Origin of the sequence: Lysinibacillus sp. NPDC047702, assembly GCF_050272555.1 — a bacterium.
In the GTDB taxonomy this organism is placed as follows: domain Bacteria; phylum Bacillota; class Bacilli; order Bacillales_A; family Planococcaceae; genus Lysinibacillus.
On sequence record NZ_JBNNMG010000064.1, the window covers coordinates 16,017 to 32,361 of the forward strand.

General features: G+C 32.8%; 16 protein-coding genes. 5 read left to right on the forward strand and 11 right to left on the reverse strand.

The window, feature by feature from the left end; all coding sequences use genetic code 11:
- Positions 1-19 precede the first annotated feature (19 nt).
- The 7 genes from rpoN to ACQKIM_RS22590 form a co-directional block, all read right to left on the reverse strand.
- Positions 20-1,279: an RNA polymerase factor sigma-54 gene (gene rpoN, locus ACQKIM_RS22560; protein ID WP_427548322.1), complete on the reverse strand. Its 1,260-nt coding sequence runs from the start codon at positions 1,277-1,279 to the stop codon at positions 20-22.
- A 226-nt stretch (positions 1,280-1,505) separates the two neighbouring features.
- Complete coding sequence (locus ACQKIM_RS22565) at positions 1,506-1,919, reverse strand: MarR family winged helix-turn-helix transcriptional regulator (RefSeq protein ID WP_427548324.1); 414 nt, start codon at positions 1,917-1,919, stop codon at positions 1,506-1,508.
- 91 nt (positions 1,920-2,010) lie between these two features.
- The gene (locus tag ACQKIM_RS22570; RefSeq protein ID WP_427548326.1) at positions 2,011-2,421 is read right to left on the reverse strand and encodes a hypothetical protein; all 411 of its coding nucleotides are present in this window, start codon (positions 2,419-2,421) and stop codon (positions 2,011-2,013) included.
- Positions 2,422-2,971: 550 nt separating this feature from the next.
- Positions 2,972-3,631 carry a hypothetical protein gene (locus tag ACQKIM_RS22575; protein ID WP_427548328.1) on the reverse strand — a complete coding sequence of 220 codons (660 nt, stop codon included), beginning with the start codon at positions 3,629-3,631 and terminating at the stop codon, positions 2,972-2,974.
- 2 nt (positions 3,632-3,633) lie between these two features.
- On the reverse strand, positions 3,634-4,041 hold the full coding sequence (locus ACQKIM_RS22580; RefSeq protein ID WP_427548330.1) for a permease prefix domain 1-containing protein: 408 nt from the start codon (positions 4,039-4,041) through the stop codon (positions 3,634-3,636).
- Positions 4,038-4,367 carry a PadR family transcriptional regulator gene (locus ACQKIM_RS22585; RefSeq protein ID WP_427548331.1) on the reverse strand — a complete coding sequence of 110 codons (330 nt, stop codon included), beginning with the start codon at positions 4,365-4,367 and terminating at the stop codon, positions 4,038-4,040. The genes ACQKIM_RS22580 and ACQKIM_RS22585 overlap by 4 nt, the downstream gene beginning before the upstream one ends.
- A gap of 574 nt (positions 4,368-4,941) precedes the next feature.
- Positions 4,942-5,370, reverse strand: coding sequence for a hypothetical protein (locus ACQKIM_RS22590; protein WP_427548333.1), 429 nt, complete (start codon positions 5,368-5,370; stop codon positions 4,942-4,944).
- A gap of 166 nt (positions 5,371-5,536) precedes the next feature.
- On the opposite strand from ACQKIM_RS22590, the gene ACQKIM_RS22595 reads away from it, so the two are divergent.
- Positions 5,537-5,698, forward strand: coding sequence for a hypothetical protein (locus tag ACQKIM_RS22595; RefSeq protein ID WP_427548335.1), 162 nt, complete (start codon positions 5,537-5,539; stop codon positions 5,696-5,698).
- A 571-nt stretch (positions 5,699-6,269) separates the two neighbouring features.
- Here ACQKIM_RS22595 and ACQKIM_RS22600 read toward each other — a convergent pair.
- Positions 6,270-7,460, reverse strand: coding sequence for a M14 family metallopeptidase (locus ACQKIM_RS22600; protein ID WP_427548337.1), 1,191 nt, complete (start codon positions 7,458-7,460; stop codon positions 6,270-6,272).
- Between the two features lie 251 nt (positions 7,461-7,711).
- On the opposite strand from ACQKIM_RS22600, the gene ACQKIM_RS22605 reads away from it, so the two are divergent.
- Together ACQKIM_RS22605 and ACQKIM_RS22610 are read left to right on the forward strand one after the other, a co-directional pair.
- Positions 7,712-10,426 (forward strand): ATP-binding protein, encoded by a 2,715-nt coding sequence (locus ACQKIM_RS22605; protein ID WP_427548339.1) that lies wholly within the window; start codon positions 7,712-7,714, stop codon positions 10,424-10,426.
- A gap of 2 nt (positions 10,427-10,428) precedes the next feature.
- Complete coding sequence (locus ACQKIM_RS22610; RefSeq protein WP_427548341.1) at positions 10,429-11,283, forward strand: CheR family methyltransferase; 855 nt, start codon at positions 10,429-10,431, stop codon at positions 11,281-11,283.
- A 50-nt stretch (positions 11,284-11,333) separates the two neighbouring features.
- Here ACQKIM_RS22610 and ACQKIM_RS22615 read toward each other — a convergent pair whose 3' ends face one another.
- Positions 11,334-12,473: a PP2C family protein-serine/threonine phosphatase gene (locus tag ACQKIM_RS22615; protein ID WP_427548343.1), complete on the reverse strand. Its 1,140-nt coding sequence runs from the start codon at positions 12,471-12,473 to the stop codon at positions 11,334-11,336.
- Between the two features lie 276 nt (positions 12,474-12,749).
- Entirely contained in the window at positions 12,750-13,763 is a 1,014-nt protein-coding gene (locus ACQKIM_RS22620) for an HAAS signaling domain-containing protein (protein ID WP_427548344.1), read from the reverse strand.
- A gap of 268 nt (positions 13,764-14,031) precedes the next feature.
- Between ACQKIM_RS22620 and ACQKIM_RS22625 the strand changes: the two genes are divergently transcribed.
- On the forward strand, positions 14,032-15,288 hold the full coding sequence (locus tag ACQKIM_RS22625) for a GNAT family N-acetyltransferase (RefSeq protein WP_427548346.1): 1,257 nt from the start codon (positions 14,032-14,034) through the stop codon (positions 15,286-15,288).
- 32 nt (positions 15,289-15,320) lie between these two features.
- On the opposite strand, the gene psiE is transcribed toward ACQKIM_RS22625, so the two are convergent.
- On the reverse strand, positions 15,321-15,776 hold the full coding sequence (gene psiE, locus ACQKIM_RS22630; RefSeq protein WP_427548348.1) for a phosphate-starvation-inducible protein PsiE: 456 nt from the start codon (positions 15,774-15,776) through the stop codon (positions 15,321-15,323).
- A 224-nt stretch (positions 15,777-16,000) separates the two neighbouring features.
- Between psiE and ACQKIM_RS22635 the strand changes: the two genes are divergently transcribed.
- Complete coding sequence (locus ACQKIM_RS22635; RefSeq protein ID WP_427548350.1) at positions 16,001-16,225, forward strand: phosphate-starvation-inducible protein PsiE; 225 nt, start codon at positions 16,001-16,003, stop codon at positions 16,223-16,225.
- Positions 16,226-16,345: the final 120 nt, after the last annotated feature.

Consider the following 16,345-nt stretch of genomic DNA (forward strand, 5'->3'; position numbering starts at 1 on the left):
TCTTCACCTTTTATTGCGTCTACAATTCTTTTCGTTTAGAGGATGAGGGGATATTTAATTCATCTCGGTATTTAGCGATAGTTCTTCTAGATAACTCAACTTCTTCTTGGCTGCAAATGAGCTCTAGTATTTTGTTGTCGGATAAAGGTTTTTTCTTATTTTCATTTTTTACAAGTTCAAGAATTTGTGTTTTTATTTTTTCCTTAGAAATATCTTCCCCAGAATGAGTCGTGACCTTAGACGAAAATAAATTCTTCATTAAGAAAGTTCCCCAAGGTGCCTGAATATATTTGTTCATCGTTGCTCTACTAACAGTAGATTCATGACGATCAATAGCTACTGAAATATCTTTAAGAGTCATTGGTTTTATAAAATGAAGTCCATTTTTTAGGGCTTCCAATTGTTCTCGTATTAAGTACTCCATTATAGCGATCATTGTCTCTCTTCGTTGTTCAAGAGATTGAGATAACCAGTTGAAATCCTTTTCCCATTTATTCATTTGTTTTTGTTCTTCTGCGGATAAGTACATCGACTCTATTTTTGTCATAGAAATAGAAGGCGAGAACCAGTTACTTAAAGCGTAAGTAATGAAATCATCTTTAATGTCAATTATTATATCAGGACGAATAACTTCAGAAATACTAGAATAATCGGGTTTAAAAGGCTTTGGGTTTAATGATTTTATAATATTTATAGTATATTTCAGTTCTTCTTCATCTATCTGTAAACATTTTTTTATATCATTCCATTTACGATCCGCTAATTTTTCTAAGTGATGTTGGATAATTTCTTTAGCAAATAATTCATCAGGATAGAAAGCTTCTAGTTGTAACAGTAAACAATGCTTTAAATTTGTAGCTCCCACGCCTACATAATCTAAATTTTTCAGAAGCTGTAGAGCGTGATTATATTGTGACTGCGAAAATAACTGAGTCGCATTTGGTAAATAACCAAATTCATTTAAATTCAGAATAAGTTGTTGAAGAAGCTGATAGTCTTCAGATGAATGATAAGTTAAACGAATTTCACTTAAAAGGTGATCTACATTTGATATCCTGTACTCTGCATTGTTTTCAGGTAGATTCGTATATTTGCTTGTATGATAACCTTCCTTAAAGTGATAGCTATCTTTCACTTCAATTAAGGGATTTGAAAGTGATTGTTCTATAAGAAATGTTTCGAGCTCATCTGAAGGCATTTGTAATAGCTCTATTGCTTGTCTCAATTGTTTTGTCATAGCTAGTTTTAAATCTAATTTTTGATTCACTTCTAAACGCATTGAACTCACCTCTTACATACCATTATAATATTTATCTTAAATTAAATCAGAATATTTCTAATGGTATTTATATTAAGAAAGGTATAAATAATAATAATTTTTAGTATTTTATATGATATAAATACGTTGTGCAAGTGAATAATGAACCAATGAGATAATGAGAAATTCATGAATTACCTTAGATATATTCTGGGAAATAAAAAAAGGATTTCATTTTTATGAAATCCTAAAAAATTTTTTTCATTAACTGATTAACTTCATTCAAAACCTTAGCCATATCCGTAAGTTTTTCTTGGGAGAACTTCAAAAATAAATCTTGAACCTTAGTTTCACCATTATGTGTTAAAACCATTTTTACAACCCGTCGATCTCCATCTTCTCTAACACGCTGTACTAGATCTAATTTTTCCAGCTTGTCGCACATTGATGTCACGGCACCAGGAGTCACACTGAAGAAATCAGCAATTTCGGTTGCTTTCATACCAGCATTAATTTTTAACTGAAGTAAAAGAATTAGTTGATTTTGAGATAATGATTCCCCTTCAGATAGGAGGTTGACAAACATTTTCGATTTTTGCTGTATTTCCAGCATTTCACGCATAATGACTTCTACATAAGGTAATTGGTCTTTGTCTGACATAGTATCACAGCCTGTTAAAATATTTAATAGCTAAATTATATAGTAAGTATATAATATGTGCTACATATCTACTGAAGTGTTTACTTAAGCTTTAATCTTTTATTTGTTGTTTTGTAAAAAAAGTTTCTAAAAAAATGTAAACGAAATTACAGATGAAGAAGAGAATACAAATAATCATATGAAAGTACCAACTACCTAATGCTTTGTAAGTTACTTTATATTCAAAGTAACCATATATTAAAAAGAAAATAATTATGAAGCACAGGATCATAAGGTAAATAACCTTAGATTCCAAGATACGAAACTTACGGGCATATAAAGTCATTAAAAGTGCTATTACAAAGTACAAAGAAGCAGTAGGTAATGCCTCTTTAAAATTAGGCATTCTATTAAATTTTCTGTCTATATTCAGTTCATTCTCTATAAAATAACTAAAATTAAAATAAATCATTGCAAAAATAAAAATCATATAGCGAAGTACTTTCTGTTCTAAATTTTTCAACGTTTCCTCCGACTTACGAAATATTTTTTATAGATTCTGTTTATTAATGATCCTAAGTTAAATGTATGCTGCAAAATTTTTTTGTTATCTATTGAGTTTTAAAGGGAGTAATTTTAATTAATTAATATTAGACGAATTCCTATTATATCCTTTATTTACTTATAAAAATAATGATTACTAATTAATTGTGAGTATATTTATAAAGTGACTTTTGGTGTAGGAGAATATCGTTTATAAGACGTAAAGATCATGAAAGGGTATAGTAAGCAGAAAAGGGTAAAATTTAGCAGGCAGAGGATAAATTTAAAGAGTACTGTTTGAAAATAACTAATTCAAAACGTACTCTTATTTTTTAATATTTTTATTTTTTAAATGTATTGTGCATCCATTCATCCAATAAAGTCGGCAATAGATTATTTACTACGACCTGTAATAAAGTCTTTTGGGATGTATATAGTCCATGTTTATACTGAATAACATTACCTATGCTATCGCCATCAGGATTATCAATAAATCTTCAAGCACCAATAAATTATTCTTTTATCTCTGTTTAGATTCTTTTAGGAAGGGTTGTTGAGATGTACATTTTTCTTTTATAAACATAAAAGTACATGCTTAGGGGCCACCACAGGACTATGAAAATTGGGTAGATTGCCCATATTACTCCTGGTGAGGAGACGACATTTACTGTAATGAAAAAGATGCTGATAAGCACTGTAGCGGTAACAGAGAATGCTACAAATGTTTTTCTTTGTGCATGGTATAAAGCTAAGGGCCACCACATGACTAAAAAAGCTGGATAGATCGCCCATGGATATGGGTGAGATAAAATAATATTTAATAAGGAATAGTAAATGATGGTAGTTGCACAGCCTATTAGTGCAATTTTTAATGTTTTTGCTTTTTCATCCAAGTACATAAGAATTGGCCACCAGATGATTGGGTAAACCGCATAGATAAACCAAAAATGCTCAGGTGAATATAAATAATTTTCAATGATAAGAAATGCAATTATCATAGCACTGCAAATAAGTGAATATGGTTTATACATTTTTTTTAGCATAAAAAATAAAGTAATAGGCCATAGCAAAAGTAATAAACACGGATAAATAAACCATGCTGTCTGTGGTGATGTTGTATAATTGACGATTCCTAAAAATATCATGGTCATTAAACTACCTGCAATGGAAAAGTTAATTAAATTTTTCATTTTTATTCACTCCATTTCTTACGTGACCAAACAAAGTACATTGCGAGTGGCCACCATAAAATAGCGAAAATAGGATAAATCGCCCAGATTGTATGGGGGGTATAGTAAATGTTTATAAAGATAAAAAATGCAATAATTAAGCCGCTACCCCATAGAGAAAATTCCAAATTTAATCTCGACATGTTTCTCTTTTCGGGCTCCTTCACATCTAATTCTTGTTTTAAATCCTCAATATCCCCGAATTCCACGATGGCTTTGTTAATGGCATCCTCTTCCTCCTTGCCTTGATCCATTAAGTAGAATACTTTTTCTTCAAGATTTTGAATGATTTCCTGTTTAACCATTTCCGTTTCATGGTTACGAGGAAAGTCCTTAAAAAGCTCATCAATATGATTTTTAATTTTTTTCATTCTAAGCCCTCCATAAATAAGTCGATAATTTCCTTTACTTCCGACCATTCTTTCACTAGCTCATTTAAATAAGCTTTTCCTAATGGGGTAATTCGGTAATATTTTCGTTTGCCACCGTGGGAGACATCTCCAAAGTAGGCTTCAATAATTTCCTTTTTCTCAAGACGTTGAAAAACGGCGTATAAAGTTGCCTCTTTTATTTGAAAACGATTATTTGTGCGGAGACTTATTTCCTGAGAAATTTCATAGCCATAACGATCTTTCTCTAAAATGAGCCTTAAAATAATGGAATCCAAGTGTCCGCGGATGATATCACTTCGAACCATAAGTCACCTACTTCAATATATTGCTCTATCTGTCAGAGTAATATTAGCAAATATTACTCTACCTGTCAAAGTAATTTTAAGCATAAAAATAATCCCCTTTTATGCAGGGGATTGTTGTAGGTAGCTACGACACTTTAAGTTAGTGGCGTTTTTCTTTCGCCTCCTTAGTCAATTCAAAGCTTTACATATATAGTGCAGCAAGAAAAATCCCTAATGCTTCTTCATAAATGTCTTCAAATTGGCTGATTGGTAGAGGGTTAGTACCAATTTTAAAAAACAGAAGGGGGGTCACTAATACTAGGATTCTGTGTATTATAAACAAGTTACTAAAATCGCCTATCAAAATCTATTAATGGCGATTATTATTTAATAGATAAAACCTGTCTATCCATGAGAAGATAAGGCAGAAGTAAAGTTAAAGTAGGAGATAGGGGATATATCATAGAAGAAAGTATTTCAACAAATTTTTATATCTCTTAAATAGTAGTAAATTCCAAAACTGAATATATCATAATCTATCACCGTATTAGTTTTAAAGGAATTTTGATGAATACCAAAACTTCTGAGTAACATCTCAATCTAAAAGTGCGAAATTGCCATCCCAAGGATTAAATATATATGTCCCTTCATTCGTATATATATAATAAAGTCCATTTGAAGCCTTATAATCTTTGGGTTTGTTTGTTTTATTACCTGTTTGATTCTCTATAATTTGAGTTGCTTCTTGATAAGTATAAGCAGGAATAGACGTAAAAATTAATATACTGCTGATAACTAGAATGATTGGATAACCAAATAATAAAAGATTACTTTTTTTTATTAAAAGTTTACTCTCATTCCCTTGTCGGGATATAGAAAAAATCATAAACAAACCCACGATAATTACAAAGAAACATTGTGACATTACACTTTCAACAAATGCATACTTCATACTTAAAAAAAATAAATAGATACCTAAAAAAGTTTGTATTCCACTCATTAAATATAGGTAACGCTTCGTCATAAATTAATTTCTCCCCCTCAATTTCAAATAATGAATTTTTGTTCCTTTACCTTATTCCTCCCATAGCTTGAAAGATGATTATAAAATTTAAAGCGTAAAAATCGATTTTCTCTATAGGTTATTATTCATAACAGTTACAAAATCTTATTCTTTATATGTCAATATTTTGGGTCCGAACAATCAAACTGTAAGAGAAGAATATAAATCTGGTGGATTTGCCTTTTTCTACAACGATTGGTCAGATGCTAGTGTCGCCAAAGTTGCTTATCAACAATATCTGTATATTACAGGTAAACGTAGCACATATCCAAAAGCATCAGAATTTTAACCAAAAGCACATCATTAAATTAATGTGGGGAACGTAAAATAATGGATGTTTTATAAAAAATGAAGCATCCAGAGTTTCTTCTTTTATACTTGTTAAAAGGCTTTAAATGACTTTCTACAGCCTTTTTTGTAAGGTGAAAATGGTAAAGTAGATACGGATGAACGTTGGATGAAAATAACATAAGATCGTTTCTCACATATGAAAAATATGTAGGAAGCGATCTTTTTAAACTTATAATTAATCTTGCGATAGAAAATGTTGGTTCTCATGCAACCTTTTTTGGTATGAGATTTTTTTAAATAATACATTGAATAAACCTCGCTAAAGGTGGCTAGTATTGATCATTTAACTTGGTCCTACATATGAACTGCCATCCACTTTTCTATAATTAGCATGTTCAGTAGAAGTCCATAATTGTAGAAGGTATCGCTTTGAATTATAGCAAAATTGCAGGGAATTTGTCATAATTCAAAGCTGGCAAGTTGGAAAATGCCGTATTATATTATATTTTTTCAACGTTCTATTATTATCTGTACATGAAGGAAAGGGAATCATTAGTCAATTCAAAGCTTTACATATATAGTGCAGCAAGGAAAATTCCTAATGCTTCTTCATAAATGTCGTCAAATTGGCTGATTGGTAGAGGGTTAGTACCGCTTCCCAACTCAACGGTGAAGCCTGGTCTACGCCAATCCTGAATAAACCAATCCTTATAGCCTGCATAGCTTCCGGCTGAATTGATAGGCTCATAGCCACTAACTCGACTAAATTCGTTAACAAGTATTTTAGACTCTGGTGGCTCCAAGTTTTCAAAGCCCCAATAAATCACTCTTCCCTGTGTATGGAACGCAAGAACTCTTGCAAAATCTCGTTTCCTTGTTAAATCAGCCATAGCAATGGCCTCTGGCTCTGATAAAGGTCGTTCCCCGCCATAATCCCTTGGTCCAGGTGTCTTGGGATTACGTGCACTTTCTAGCTCCCATTTTGCTGGGAACTGGTCATTTAAATCAACACCATGTATATTGGCTTTCCAATCAGAGAAATTATTGCTGCCATTGTTCCAATTGATAAGCTGATTTCTTAATGCTTCATCTTCTGGTGGCCCCTGTATAACTAAGTTAACACCATCAGGATTGACCATCGGAACTATGGAAAGGGATGTTTGTTGGTAAAGTGGGAGTGTAGATATACCTCGAATAGTATGTTGATTGGTGAGTGCAAGTAGGTAGTCATTTAAAAATGTTAAAATAATGGGAGTTGTGATCCACTCATTTGCATGGAAGGAGCCATTATAATGAATTCGTTTAGTTCCGTTCCCTATTAGAATCTCTGGAATTTCATGCCCTAACACAGAATGCCCGATTGCTGAACTTTGTAGAAATGGATAGGCATCAAGGAGCTTATTTAAATCATTTATCATGATGCTATAGGTGTAACTTTGTTGTCCATTGACTATCCTCCAAGTAATTTGTTGAGGAATACGAATGGTTTGACCTATTTGAAGGGCATTTGGGTTAAGATCAGGATTAGCTAGTAAAAGGGCTGTAAGTGGAATATTTCTGTTTTGGGCAATTTGCCAAAAAGAATCTCCCTGCCTTATTTGATAGCCAGTAGTAATATAACCCGGGATTCGAATACGCTGTCCAACCCTTAAAAATTGGGGGTTTATATTTCGGTTCGAATCTATAATTAATTGGAGGGGGATTTTAAATACTTCGCTATAATGCCAAAGTGAATCACCAGGTCTTACGAAAATGTCCACAAAAATTCTCTCCTTAGTTCAAAATATTTCAATATAAAATGTATATGAAAAATGACACGATTTATTAATAGTGGAAAGTAAAATTTACATCAATTTTGTGATTAGGAGTTTCCCTTATATTACATACCCTCTTCATACATCGTGATAACATTATATGAAGAAGGAGCAAAAAAGAGAGGATTCTTTGTTATTTTTAATCATACAATTATACTAATAATAGATTAATATGCCAGGTAAAGGTAGGAAAACAAATGCTCAATAAATTAAAGCTAGGTATACGAACTAAAATTACATTAGGCTATATCGTTATCATACTTTGTTTACTTGCATCAGTAATTATCTTAAATAATCAAATTACTGCTTTACAAAAAGAAAGAAATTTTATTATAAAATACGATTCTCAAGTTCAGGAGCTAACCAATCGAATTGAAAAATACATTTTGGATATGGAATCAAGTCAAAGAGGTTTTATCATTACTGGGGAAGAGAGTTACTTAGAGCCTTATAATAGTGCTTCCGAGAACTGGAAAATTGATTTTAATGCTCTCTATCAGCTGTTAGACAATAAACCAAGTCAACAAAATAAGCTTAAGGAAATAGAGGTAACGATAGAGCATTGGATCGCAACGACTGGTAATCCAACACTCTTGATGAAGAAGGAAAATAACACTGCTGCTTTAAAGGAGTTTTTCAAGGTCGATGTTGGTCGTAAAGATATGGAAACAATGCGAAAACAATTTGCTGCATTTAGATTAGCTGAAAATGCATTTACTCAGACTAAGGTAAATCAGTTAGACAAGCGAAATAGCAATATAACTAGTGCTTTATTTGGGCTGCTGGTACTTGTTTCGGTAATTGCTATTGTAATCGCTAGTGGAATTTCTCGCTCAATTGTGAAAACAATAACAGAGGTTACTGAAACGATTAAAGAAATTGCAGCTTCTAAAAGCAATCAAAAGGGCAGAATTCATGTGAAAACCAATGATGAAATAAATACCCTTGCTGATGCTACAAATGAGCTTTTAGGTTCTATAGAAAAGAGAGAATGGCTACAGTCGAATATTGCAGACATTGTAACTAAATATCAAGGTATTTCTGTCATTACAAAATTAGCTGAAACCTTTCTTTCTGAAATGGCACAAAAGACACAATCTTCACTTGGCGCATTTTATGTTCGTGAAACAAAAGAAGATGATATTCAATTTGTGAAAAAAGCAGCCTTTGCTGATACAAGCACTGGTGTAGGAATGGAAAGCTTTAAGCTTGGGCAGGGCTTAATTGGGCAATGTGCCTTGGAAAAAAAGATTTTGTTCTATAAGGATATTCCAGATGAATTTCGTTTAATTGGTACAGGCTTAGGAGAAGTACCACCTAAAAGCATTCTTCTTATACCTATTATATTTGAGGAGGATGTAATAGCAGTTGTTGAATTAGCCACTATGACAGACTTCAGTAAGCTTCAACTGGAATTAGTCAAACAAGTGGCCGAAACGTTTGGCTTAACTGTAAATAGTGTCGTAGGACGTATGGAAATTGTACGCTTGCTAAATGAATCCAGAGCGATGACAGAGGAATTACAAGTACAATCGGAAGAATTACAAATGCAAACAGAAGAACTGACGATGATTAATGAACAATTGGAAGAAAGAACAAAAGAGGCAGAGTCCAAATCGAGAGAGCTAGCAAAGGCGAAAAAGGAATTAGAAAAGAGTGCAGAACAGATGTTACTCAATTCCAATTATAAATCCGAGTTTTTAGCCAATATGTCACATGAATTACGAACACCACTAAATAGTATTTTAATTTTATCTGAAATGCTGGCGGAAAATAGTCAAAGCAACTTGACTGAAGAGGAAGCTGAATTTGCAAAGGTTATCCATTCCTCTGGTGAGGATTTACTTGTGCTCATAAATGATATTTTAGATTTATCAAAAGTAGAGGCAGGAAAGCTGGACATAATGTTTGACGAAGTAAATATGAGTGAGATTCCGGTACAAATCGAGCAGACATTTGCACCTGTAGCAATGAAAAAGGATTTACAGTTCTATATTTCAAAAGCAGAAAATGTAATGGATGTTTTCTATACGGATGAAAAGAGATTTCAGCAAATCCTAAAAAATTTATTATCCAATGCTTTCAAATTTACTGAGCGAGGTTCCGTAACACTGGATATCCAACAGTTAAAAGAGGAGCAGTTGACAAATAATATGCAGAATATTAGTGCTGATTGGTTAGAGATTACAGTTTCTGATACTGGTATAGGTATTCCAAAGGACAAGCACCAGTTAATATTTGAGTCGTTCCAGCAGGCCGATGGGGCAACTGTACGGAAATATGGTGGTACAGGTCTTGGCCTATCGATTTGTAAAGAATTTGCCAAACTACTTGGTGGCTGGGTTTCTTTACAAAGTGAAGAAGGGCACGGTAGTAGCTTCACACTGACAATTCCAAGCCTGCCTAATGGAATTCAGGAGGAGCAATGCCTTGAATTGGCTATTCATGAGGTAGGAGCTGTAACAGAGGTACATGAGGTTGCAGATGAGTTACCTGAAGCCACAGAAATCGTAGAAGTAGAGGTATTCCAAGGGAAAACTATTTTAATTGTAGATGATGATTACCGCAATATCTATGCATTAAAAACAGCGCTTGAAAAAAGGGGCATGAATATCTTAGTTGCCAAAGATGGGATAGAATGCTTAGATATTATGCAAGCTAATCAGGAAGTAGATCTTATTCTTATGGATATCATGATGCCGAATATGGATGGCTATGAAGCGATGTCTATCATTAGACAACAAATGAAGCTAAGGGATTTACCGATTATTGCTTTAACGGCGAAAGCCATGAAAAATGATCGTGATAAATCATTAGAGGCAGGGGCTTCAGATTATATAAGTAAGCCACTTAATTTAGATCAGCTTGTATCCGTATTAAGAGTATGGTTAGTTTCTAAAGGGAGCTCATAAGCATGGATCAATTTCAGCCCTTGGAGCAAAAACTACAAGTAAATAAACATACAAGTTTAGAAATTGATTTATTATTGGAGGCAGTTTATCGTTTATCAGGCTTTGATTTCCGACAATATAATCGTTCTTCTATAACACGTAGAATCTTTAATAGAATGAGAATCAATAATATCCCAACAATTTCTAGAGTACTTGAAAAAGTTATACACGATCAACAGTTTTTAGAGCAGCTATTAAATGATTTTTCCATCAATGTCACTGAGATGTTCCGTAACCCAAGTTTCTTTAAAGCCTTTCGTCAGGAGGTTATACCGTATTTACGTGACTATCCTGAAATACGAATATGGCATGCTGGATGTGCAACAGGTGAGGAAGTATACTCCATGGCAATTTTGCTAAAGGAAGAGCAGCTAATTGATAAAGCCGTTATTTATGCAACAGACATAAATGAACAAATATTAGAAAAAGCAAAAAAGGGGGCTTTCCCCATACACAAAATGCAAGCATATACTAAAAACTATTTGCTTGCTGGTGGTAATGCCGCATTTTCTGAGTACTATAAAACAGATTATCAGTACGCGTATTTCCATCCTTCACTTTTAAAAAATATTATTTTTGCACAGCATAATTTAGTAACGGATCAATCGTTTAATGAATTCCATATTATTTTGTGCAGAAATGTTTTAATCTATTTTTCACAGGCGCTACAAAGCAAGGTTCATCATTTATTTTATGAAAGTCTTAGTGAAAAAGGTTTTCTATGTTTAGGTGATAAGGAGACACTGCGCTTTGATGATATTATGGAAAAATATAAAGAAATTGTAGGTAATGAAAGAATATATCAAAAGATCAACTAAAAAATCCGCCCATCTTTCTTGGTAAGAAGGAGGATGGGTGGATTATATTTTTATGCATATGCTTGAATCATTAATACACACATATCATCAGGCTGATTTTCTTGTTTCTCTTTAGACAATAAATTATCAATCAGACATTGTGTATAGTTCCATTTTGTAGATGTTAGCGCTTGCAGATGTTTTTCAGACTCTATTTCACAAGGTCCCATCGCCTCTAAAACACCATCAGTAAAGAGAATTATTTGTATATCCTGCTCGTATTGTATTCGTTGCTTTTTTACTTCAATTTCATCAAAAAAACCAACTGCACAGCTTCCTTGATTTAATGGAACAAGCGTCTTTTCATCAATAAGTGCATAGCCAGAAGGATGGCCAGCATTTACATATTCGATTGTTTTTTGTTCTGTATCAACCACTAAATAGATCGCTGTAAAGTAATAAAGATTGTCCTCGTTCCCATTTCTTAAAAGTGTCATATAGCGGTTTAATTCTTTTATGACTAATTCAGGCTCTATCAATTGTTTGACAGCTTCTCTAAGAACAGAAGAGATAAACATACAGACAAGTGCTGCCGAAATTCCGTGTCCCATCATATCAAGTAAAATGACAGCGTAGCGATGATCATTTATTTTATGCCAATAATACATATCCCCTGCCAAATTGGAGGAGGGGAGGTAGGATACTGCTATTTGAATATTATTCTCATTTAATGGTGGGCTCAGAAGACTTCTTTGGACATGCGTTGCCAAATCTAGTTCGTATTGTATTTTCTTTTCCTGCTGTGTATGCCAATCTAATTCAGCCTTCAATCTTAGAGCAACACGAATTCTAGCAAGAAGCTCTATTTTATTTATCGGCTTTGTAATATAATCCACCCCGCCAATATCTAGAGCTTCAGCAAGTTTGTTTTTATCTTCTAGAGCGGTGACAAAAATTATTTGAATGTCTTTGAATCTTTCATTTTGCTTAATACGTTTACAGGCTTCAATACCGTCTATCTCAGGCATCATAATATCTAACAAAATTAAATCTACAGAATTTCCTGTTGGATTTTCGACATCAAGCTGTAAATAGTCAAAAAGCTCATTAGCCGATGCTAAAGAAACACAGTTATCATAACTTGCATTTTTTAATATTTTTTCAATTACAAATAGATTTACTTGATTATCATCTACAAGAAGAATGGTCATAACTATTTCCCCTTATTCTGAATATACTGGTGCGAAAGATTATAATGTATGTGTATTTAAAAACTCTCAACTACATTATTATACAAAACATTAGAGAATAATGGTATTTTGGTGTCTTTAAGGAGTATTTTACTAGGTATTAAGTCTTTATTATTTATGAAAGCATTTAACAGAAAAATGCAAAGAGCGTACTTATAAAAGCCCGCTCTCAGTGAATAGTAAGGTGTCTAGTTCAGGGATTTTAAATATTTGTTTGAATAGCAGCAAGAAGCCGGTTTAATCCTGCTGATTTCGTGCCTTTTTAAAGCCGCCATAAATATCAAATGCATTGGCTATAATGGCAATTGCAATAGTCACTAATAATATTCGGTCTATAGCAAATAAAACCTTAGCCGAGGTCGTTTCTGTAATTGCAGCAATATAGGGAATAGCTGCACTGTGTATGAAATCAGGTTGCTTAACCATAAGAATAAAGACAATGGTTCCTATACATTGTAGGACAGCATTTAGAACAGCAATTAGAAATGTCCATTGACCCGCTTTTAATTTAAATAATGCTAAAGTTATACTTAAAGCTATACATATTAATACGATAGGTGCAAAAGACAGTAATACATTTTGGTTGAATATTGGCATAACAAATTTCAATCCGCCTCTATCGTGCGAAGAGTAGATTCCTAAAAGGTGATTTGCATTAAAATAGATAAATGAAAAAGCAATAATCCCTATAAAACTAAAAATAATATCAAGTAGTGAAATAGTTTTATCTTTAGGAATAATTTTAATGCTTGTTAAATCATCTGGAGTCCAAGGCTTTTGTTTTTTTATAAAAGGTATTGGAATATCGCTACCTGAACGTTCAATTACAATAAAAGCAACCGTAATCCAGAACAGTACGTGTAATATTACTGAAATTACATTTGCAATAGTAATAGAAAAAGTCTTAATCAATGTAGATAAAAGGGCATCTTCCCCGCTGTAGAACACAATGTTTTCTACCACATGAACGATTACTGTAATAAGGATGGCCCAAGGAACGATTATTTTTATTGTTTGAATATACGTGTCGAATATTTGCGGACCAATTAAAAAGCGCGGTGAATCTCTGTAACTAGCTGCAACGTCTATGGGGCTTCCTAATTTTGTAAGTGCTTCTTTTACATCCGATTCGGAATAATCTTCAGGTAACATTTCTTCAATGGTAGATTTTAGCTTCAGACTAATATCGTCTCGTTTCGTTTTACTAATCCTTTTGGTAACTTCTTGAATATAAGCATCAATTAAATTCATTCTTAGTGTCTCCCTTCAATAAATCACTTATTGTTACTCCAACAGGGCATAAATACTTTTTCGGGAAGATGATAATCAGGGTGTATAGTTGACTTCAAGAATAATGATCCAGGCTGGATGCCCAGCTTTAATCATCTCACTGTCATCATACAGTATTATTTTAACTCGTGGTAATATATGTTATTATCAGGAGTTAAAATTAATGTAAAAAATATGATTATGAGCAATATTTTTTAGAGTGCAATTATAAATGAACAGGGGGATGAATATGCGAGTGATAGATAAATTATGGGATGAAGGGGATTTTTTACATTTTGTCGACATTGTAATTGGTGCTTATCCAGGTAGGATGGATGGCTCACAGCCAACAAAAGAGCAGTTAAAGGCACTTTTTATGCACAATCAAAACAATGATGCAGCTATTCACTATTATGGATTATGGGAAGAAAACAAACTAGTTGGTGGTATGAGACTTCATGATTTTGAAATGAACCTCTTCTCTAAAATGATTCCAGTTGGAGGGGTTGGTCTAGTTGCGGTCGATTTACTTCGTAAAAAAGAGAAGGTAGCCAAGGAATTAATAGATCACTTTTTTAAAGTATTTTTAGAAAAACAAATACACTTTGTAGCATTATATCCTTTTAGACCGGATTTTTATAAAAAAATGGGCTTCGGCTATGGACCTAAAGTACATCAATATTTCGTAGAACCTTCCAGCTTTCCGAAAGGTCCTACAAAAAAGCATCTTAAGTATTTAACAGTGCAGGATCAGCATAAATTAGCAGATTGCTATAAAAGAGTAACTTTTAAAAGGCACGGTATGTTTTTGAAAACAGAATCGGAGCTCGCAGCAATATTTAAAAATCCACAAAATTATGTGATTGCTGTTGAAAAAGGAGATACCATTCAAGGTTATTTGGTATTTTCCTTTATTAAACAAAGTGATACTAATTTCTTACTTAACAATCTAGTTATTAAAGAATGGATTTATGAAACACCTGAGGCATTATTAGAGCTTAGCACATTTCTAAATAGCCAAGCTGATCAGGTTGCTCGTATTGAATGGAATACCCAAGAAGAAAATGTTCATTTCTTTTTAGGAGATGTAAGAAATGGAACGAATCATTTAATCCCAAGTGTCTATCATGCAAGCAATGTTTCAGGAGTTGGCCTAATGTATCGAATTATCAATGTTAGAGGCTTTTTCGAGGAGTTAAAAACACATAATTTCAATCATCAAACTTTAACATTTAAGCTTACTGTAGAGGATTCTTTACTCCCAGAAAATAATCAGCAAATCGTTATGAAAGTAATTGATGGTAATATTACATTAGAAAATGATTTTAACTATGACGTGGAAATGATTATAGATATTGCAGAGCTTTCCTCTCTAGCTATGGGGGTTGTTACAGTACAAGAGCTATTTATGCTCAGTAAGGTAAAGATTAGTAATGAACAATATCTTCAGAAATTACATCAACTCTTCTATGTCTATGATAAACCAACGTGTATTACAGCATTTTAGGGAAGCCATGAAAATTGGCATCCCTATGCGAACTATTTTTCTTTTTTGATAAAGTGTGGAGAACGTGCAGGTCGTTCCAGTGGTGTAATGTTAATAATAAAATAGCTTATAATTAATATTAAAATAATAAGTGAATAAATTAAGGTATTGATGGGGTGGTCATGCTCAACGATAATTAATCGAATCATAGCTGTAATTCCAATATATATAAAGTATCGTAGGGGAAAATGATAGTCCTCTTTGAAATATTTAACAATCATTGTGATAAATTCAAAATATAAAAAGAATAGAAGAATATTTGCGAGGAAAAGCTTATAGTCACCTTTGTCCTTAGAGAAAATGATAATTTTAAGGAATTCGACTAGTTCTTTAAAAAGCAGGAAGGATAATATAAGCGCAAGAAGTACGAGGCAAACATTAAGAAACAACTGTAAAGACTTTGGCACAGCCTTAATTAGTTGTTGATAAGTTGAGTTGTTTTGATCCATCTAATTCCTCCAATCATTATAACAATTCGCTATGGTTACGATATAACATAATCATATGGTCGATCATCTGGGGATTATGATTTAAATATAACATTTCATCGTAAATATCTTTGTACATTTTTGTAAAGTTTTGGTATATATTCTTGAAAGAATGTTTTCAAATTAATTTAGCTGTATGCTAAAATAGATGTGCATGAATATAAATTATAAAAGGGGTTTTAAAAATGGCAAAAACTGCAAATTCAAATGCAAAAATTACACCAGAACGTTTAGAAGAAGCATTAAATGTTCGCGATCGTCTTATTGTTGAGTTACTAGTACAAGTGCTTGATGAAAAGCTAGTAATTGAACGCCCTGTATTACGTGAACGCCTAGGTAACCTTGTAGACCTTTCTGATCATGATTCAGAACTAAAGGAAACTTTACATGGTGTAATTAATAAACTGTAATTCTCTAAATATAAAAATGTAATTATAAAGAGGCTGGGACAGAACTTAATTATTTTGAAAAATAACGAAAATGGATAATAAATTTTCCGTTTCACTGAGTTGATTGATTCTTCTTAAATC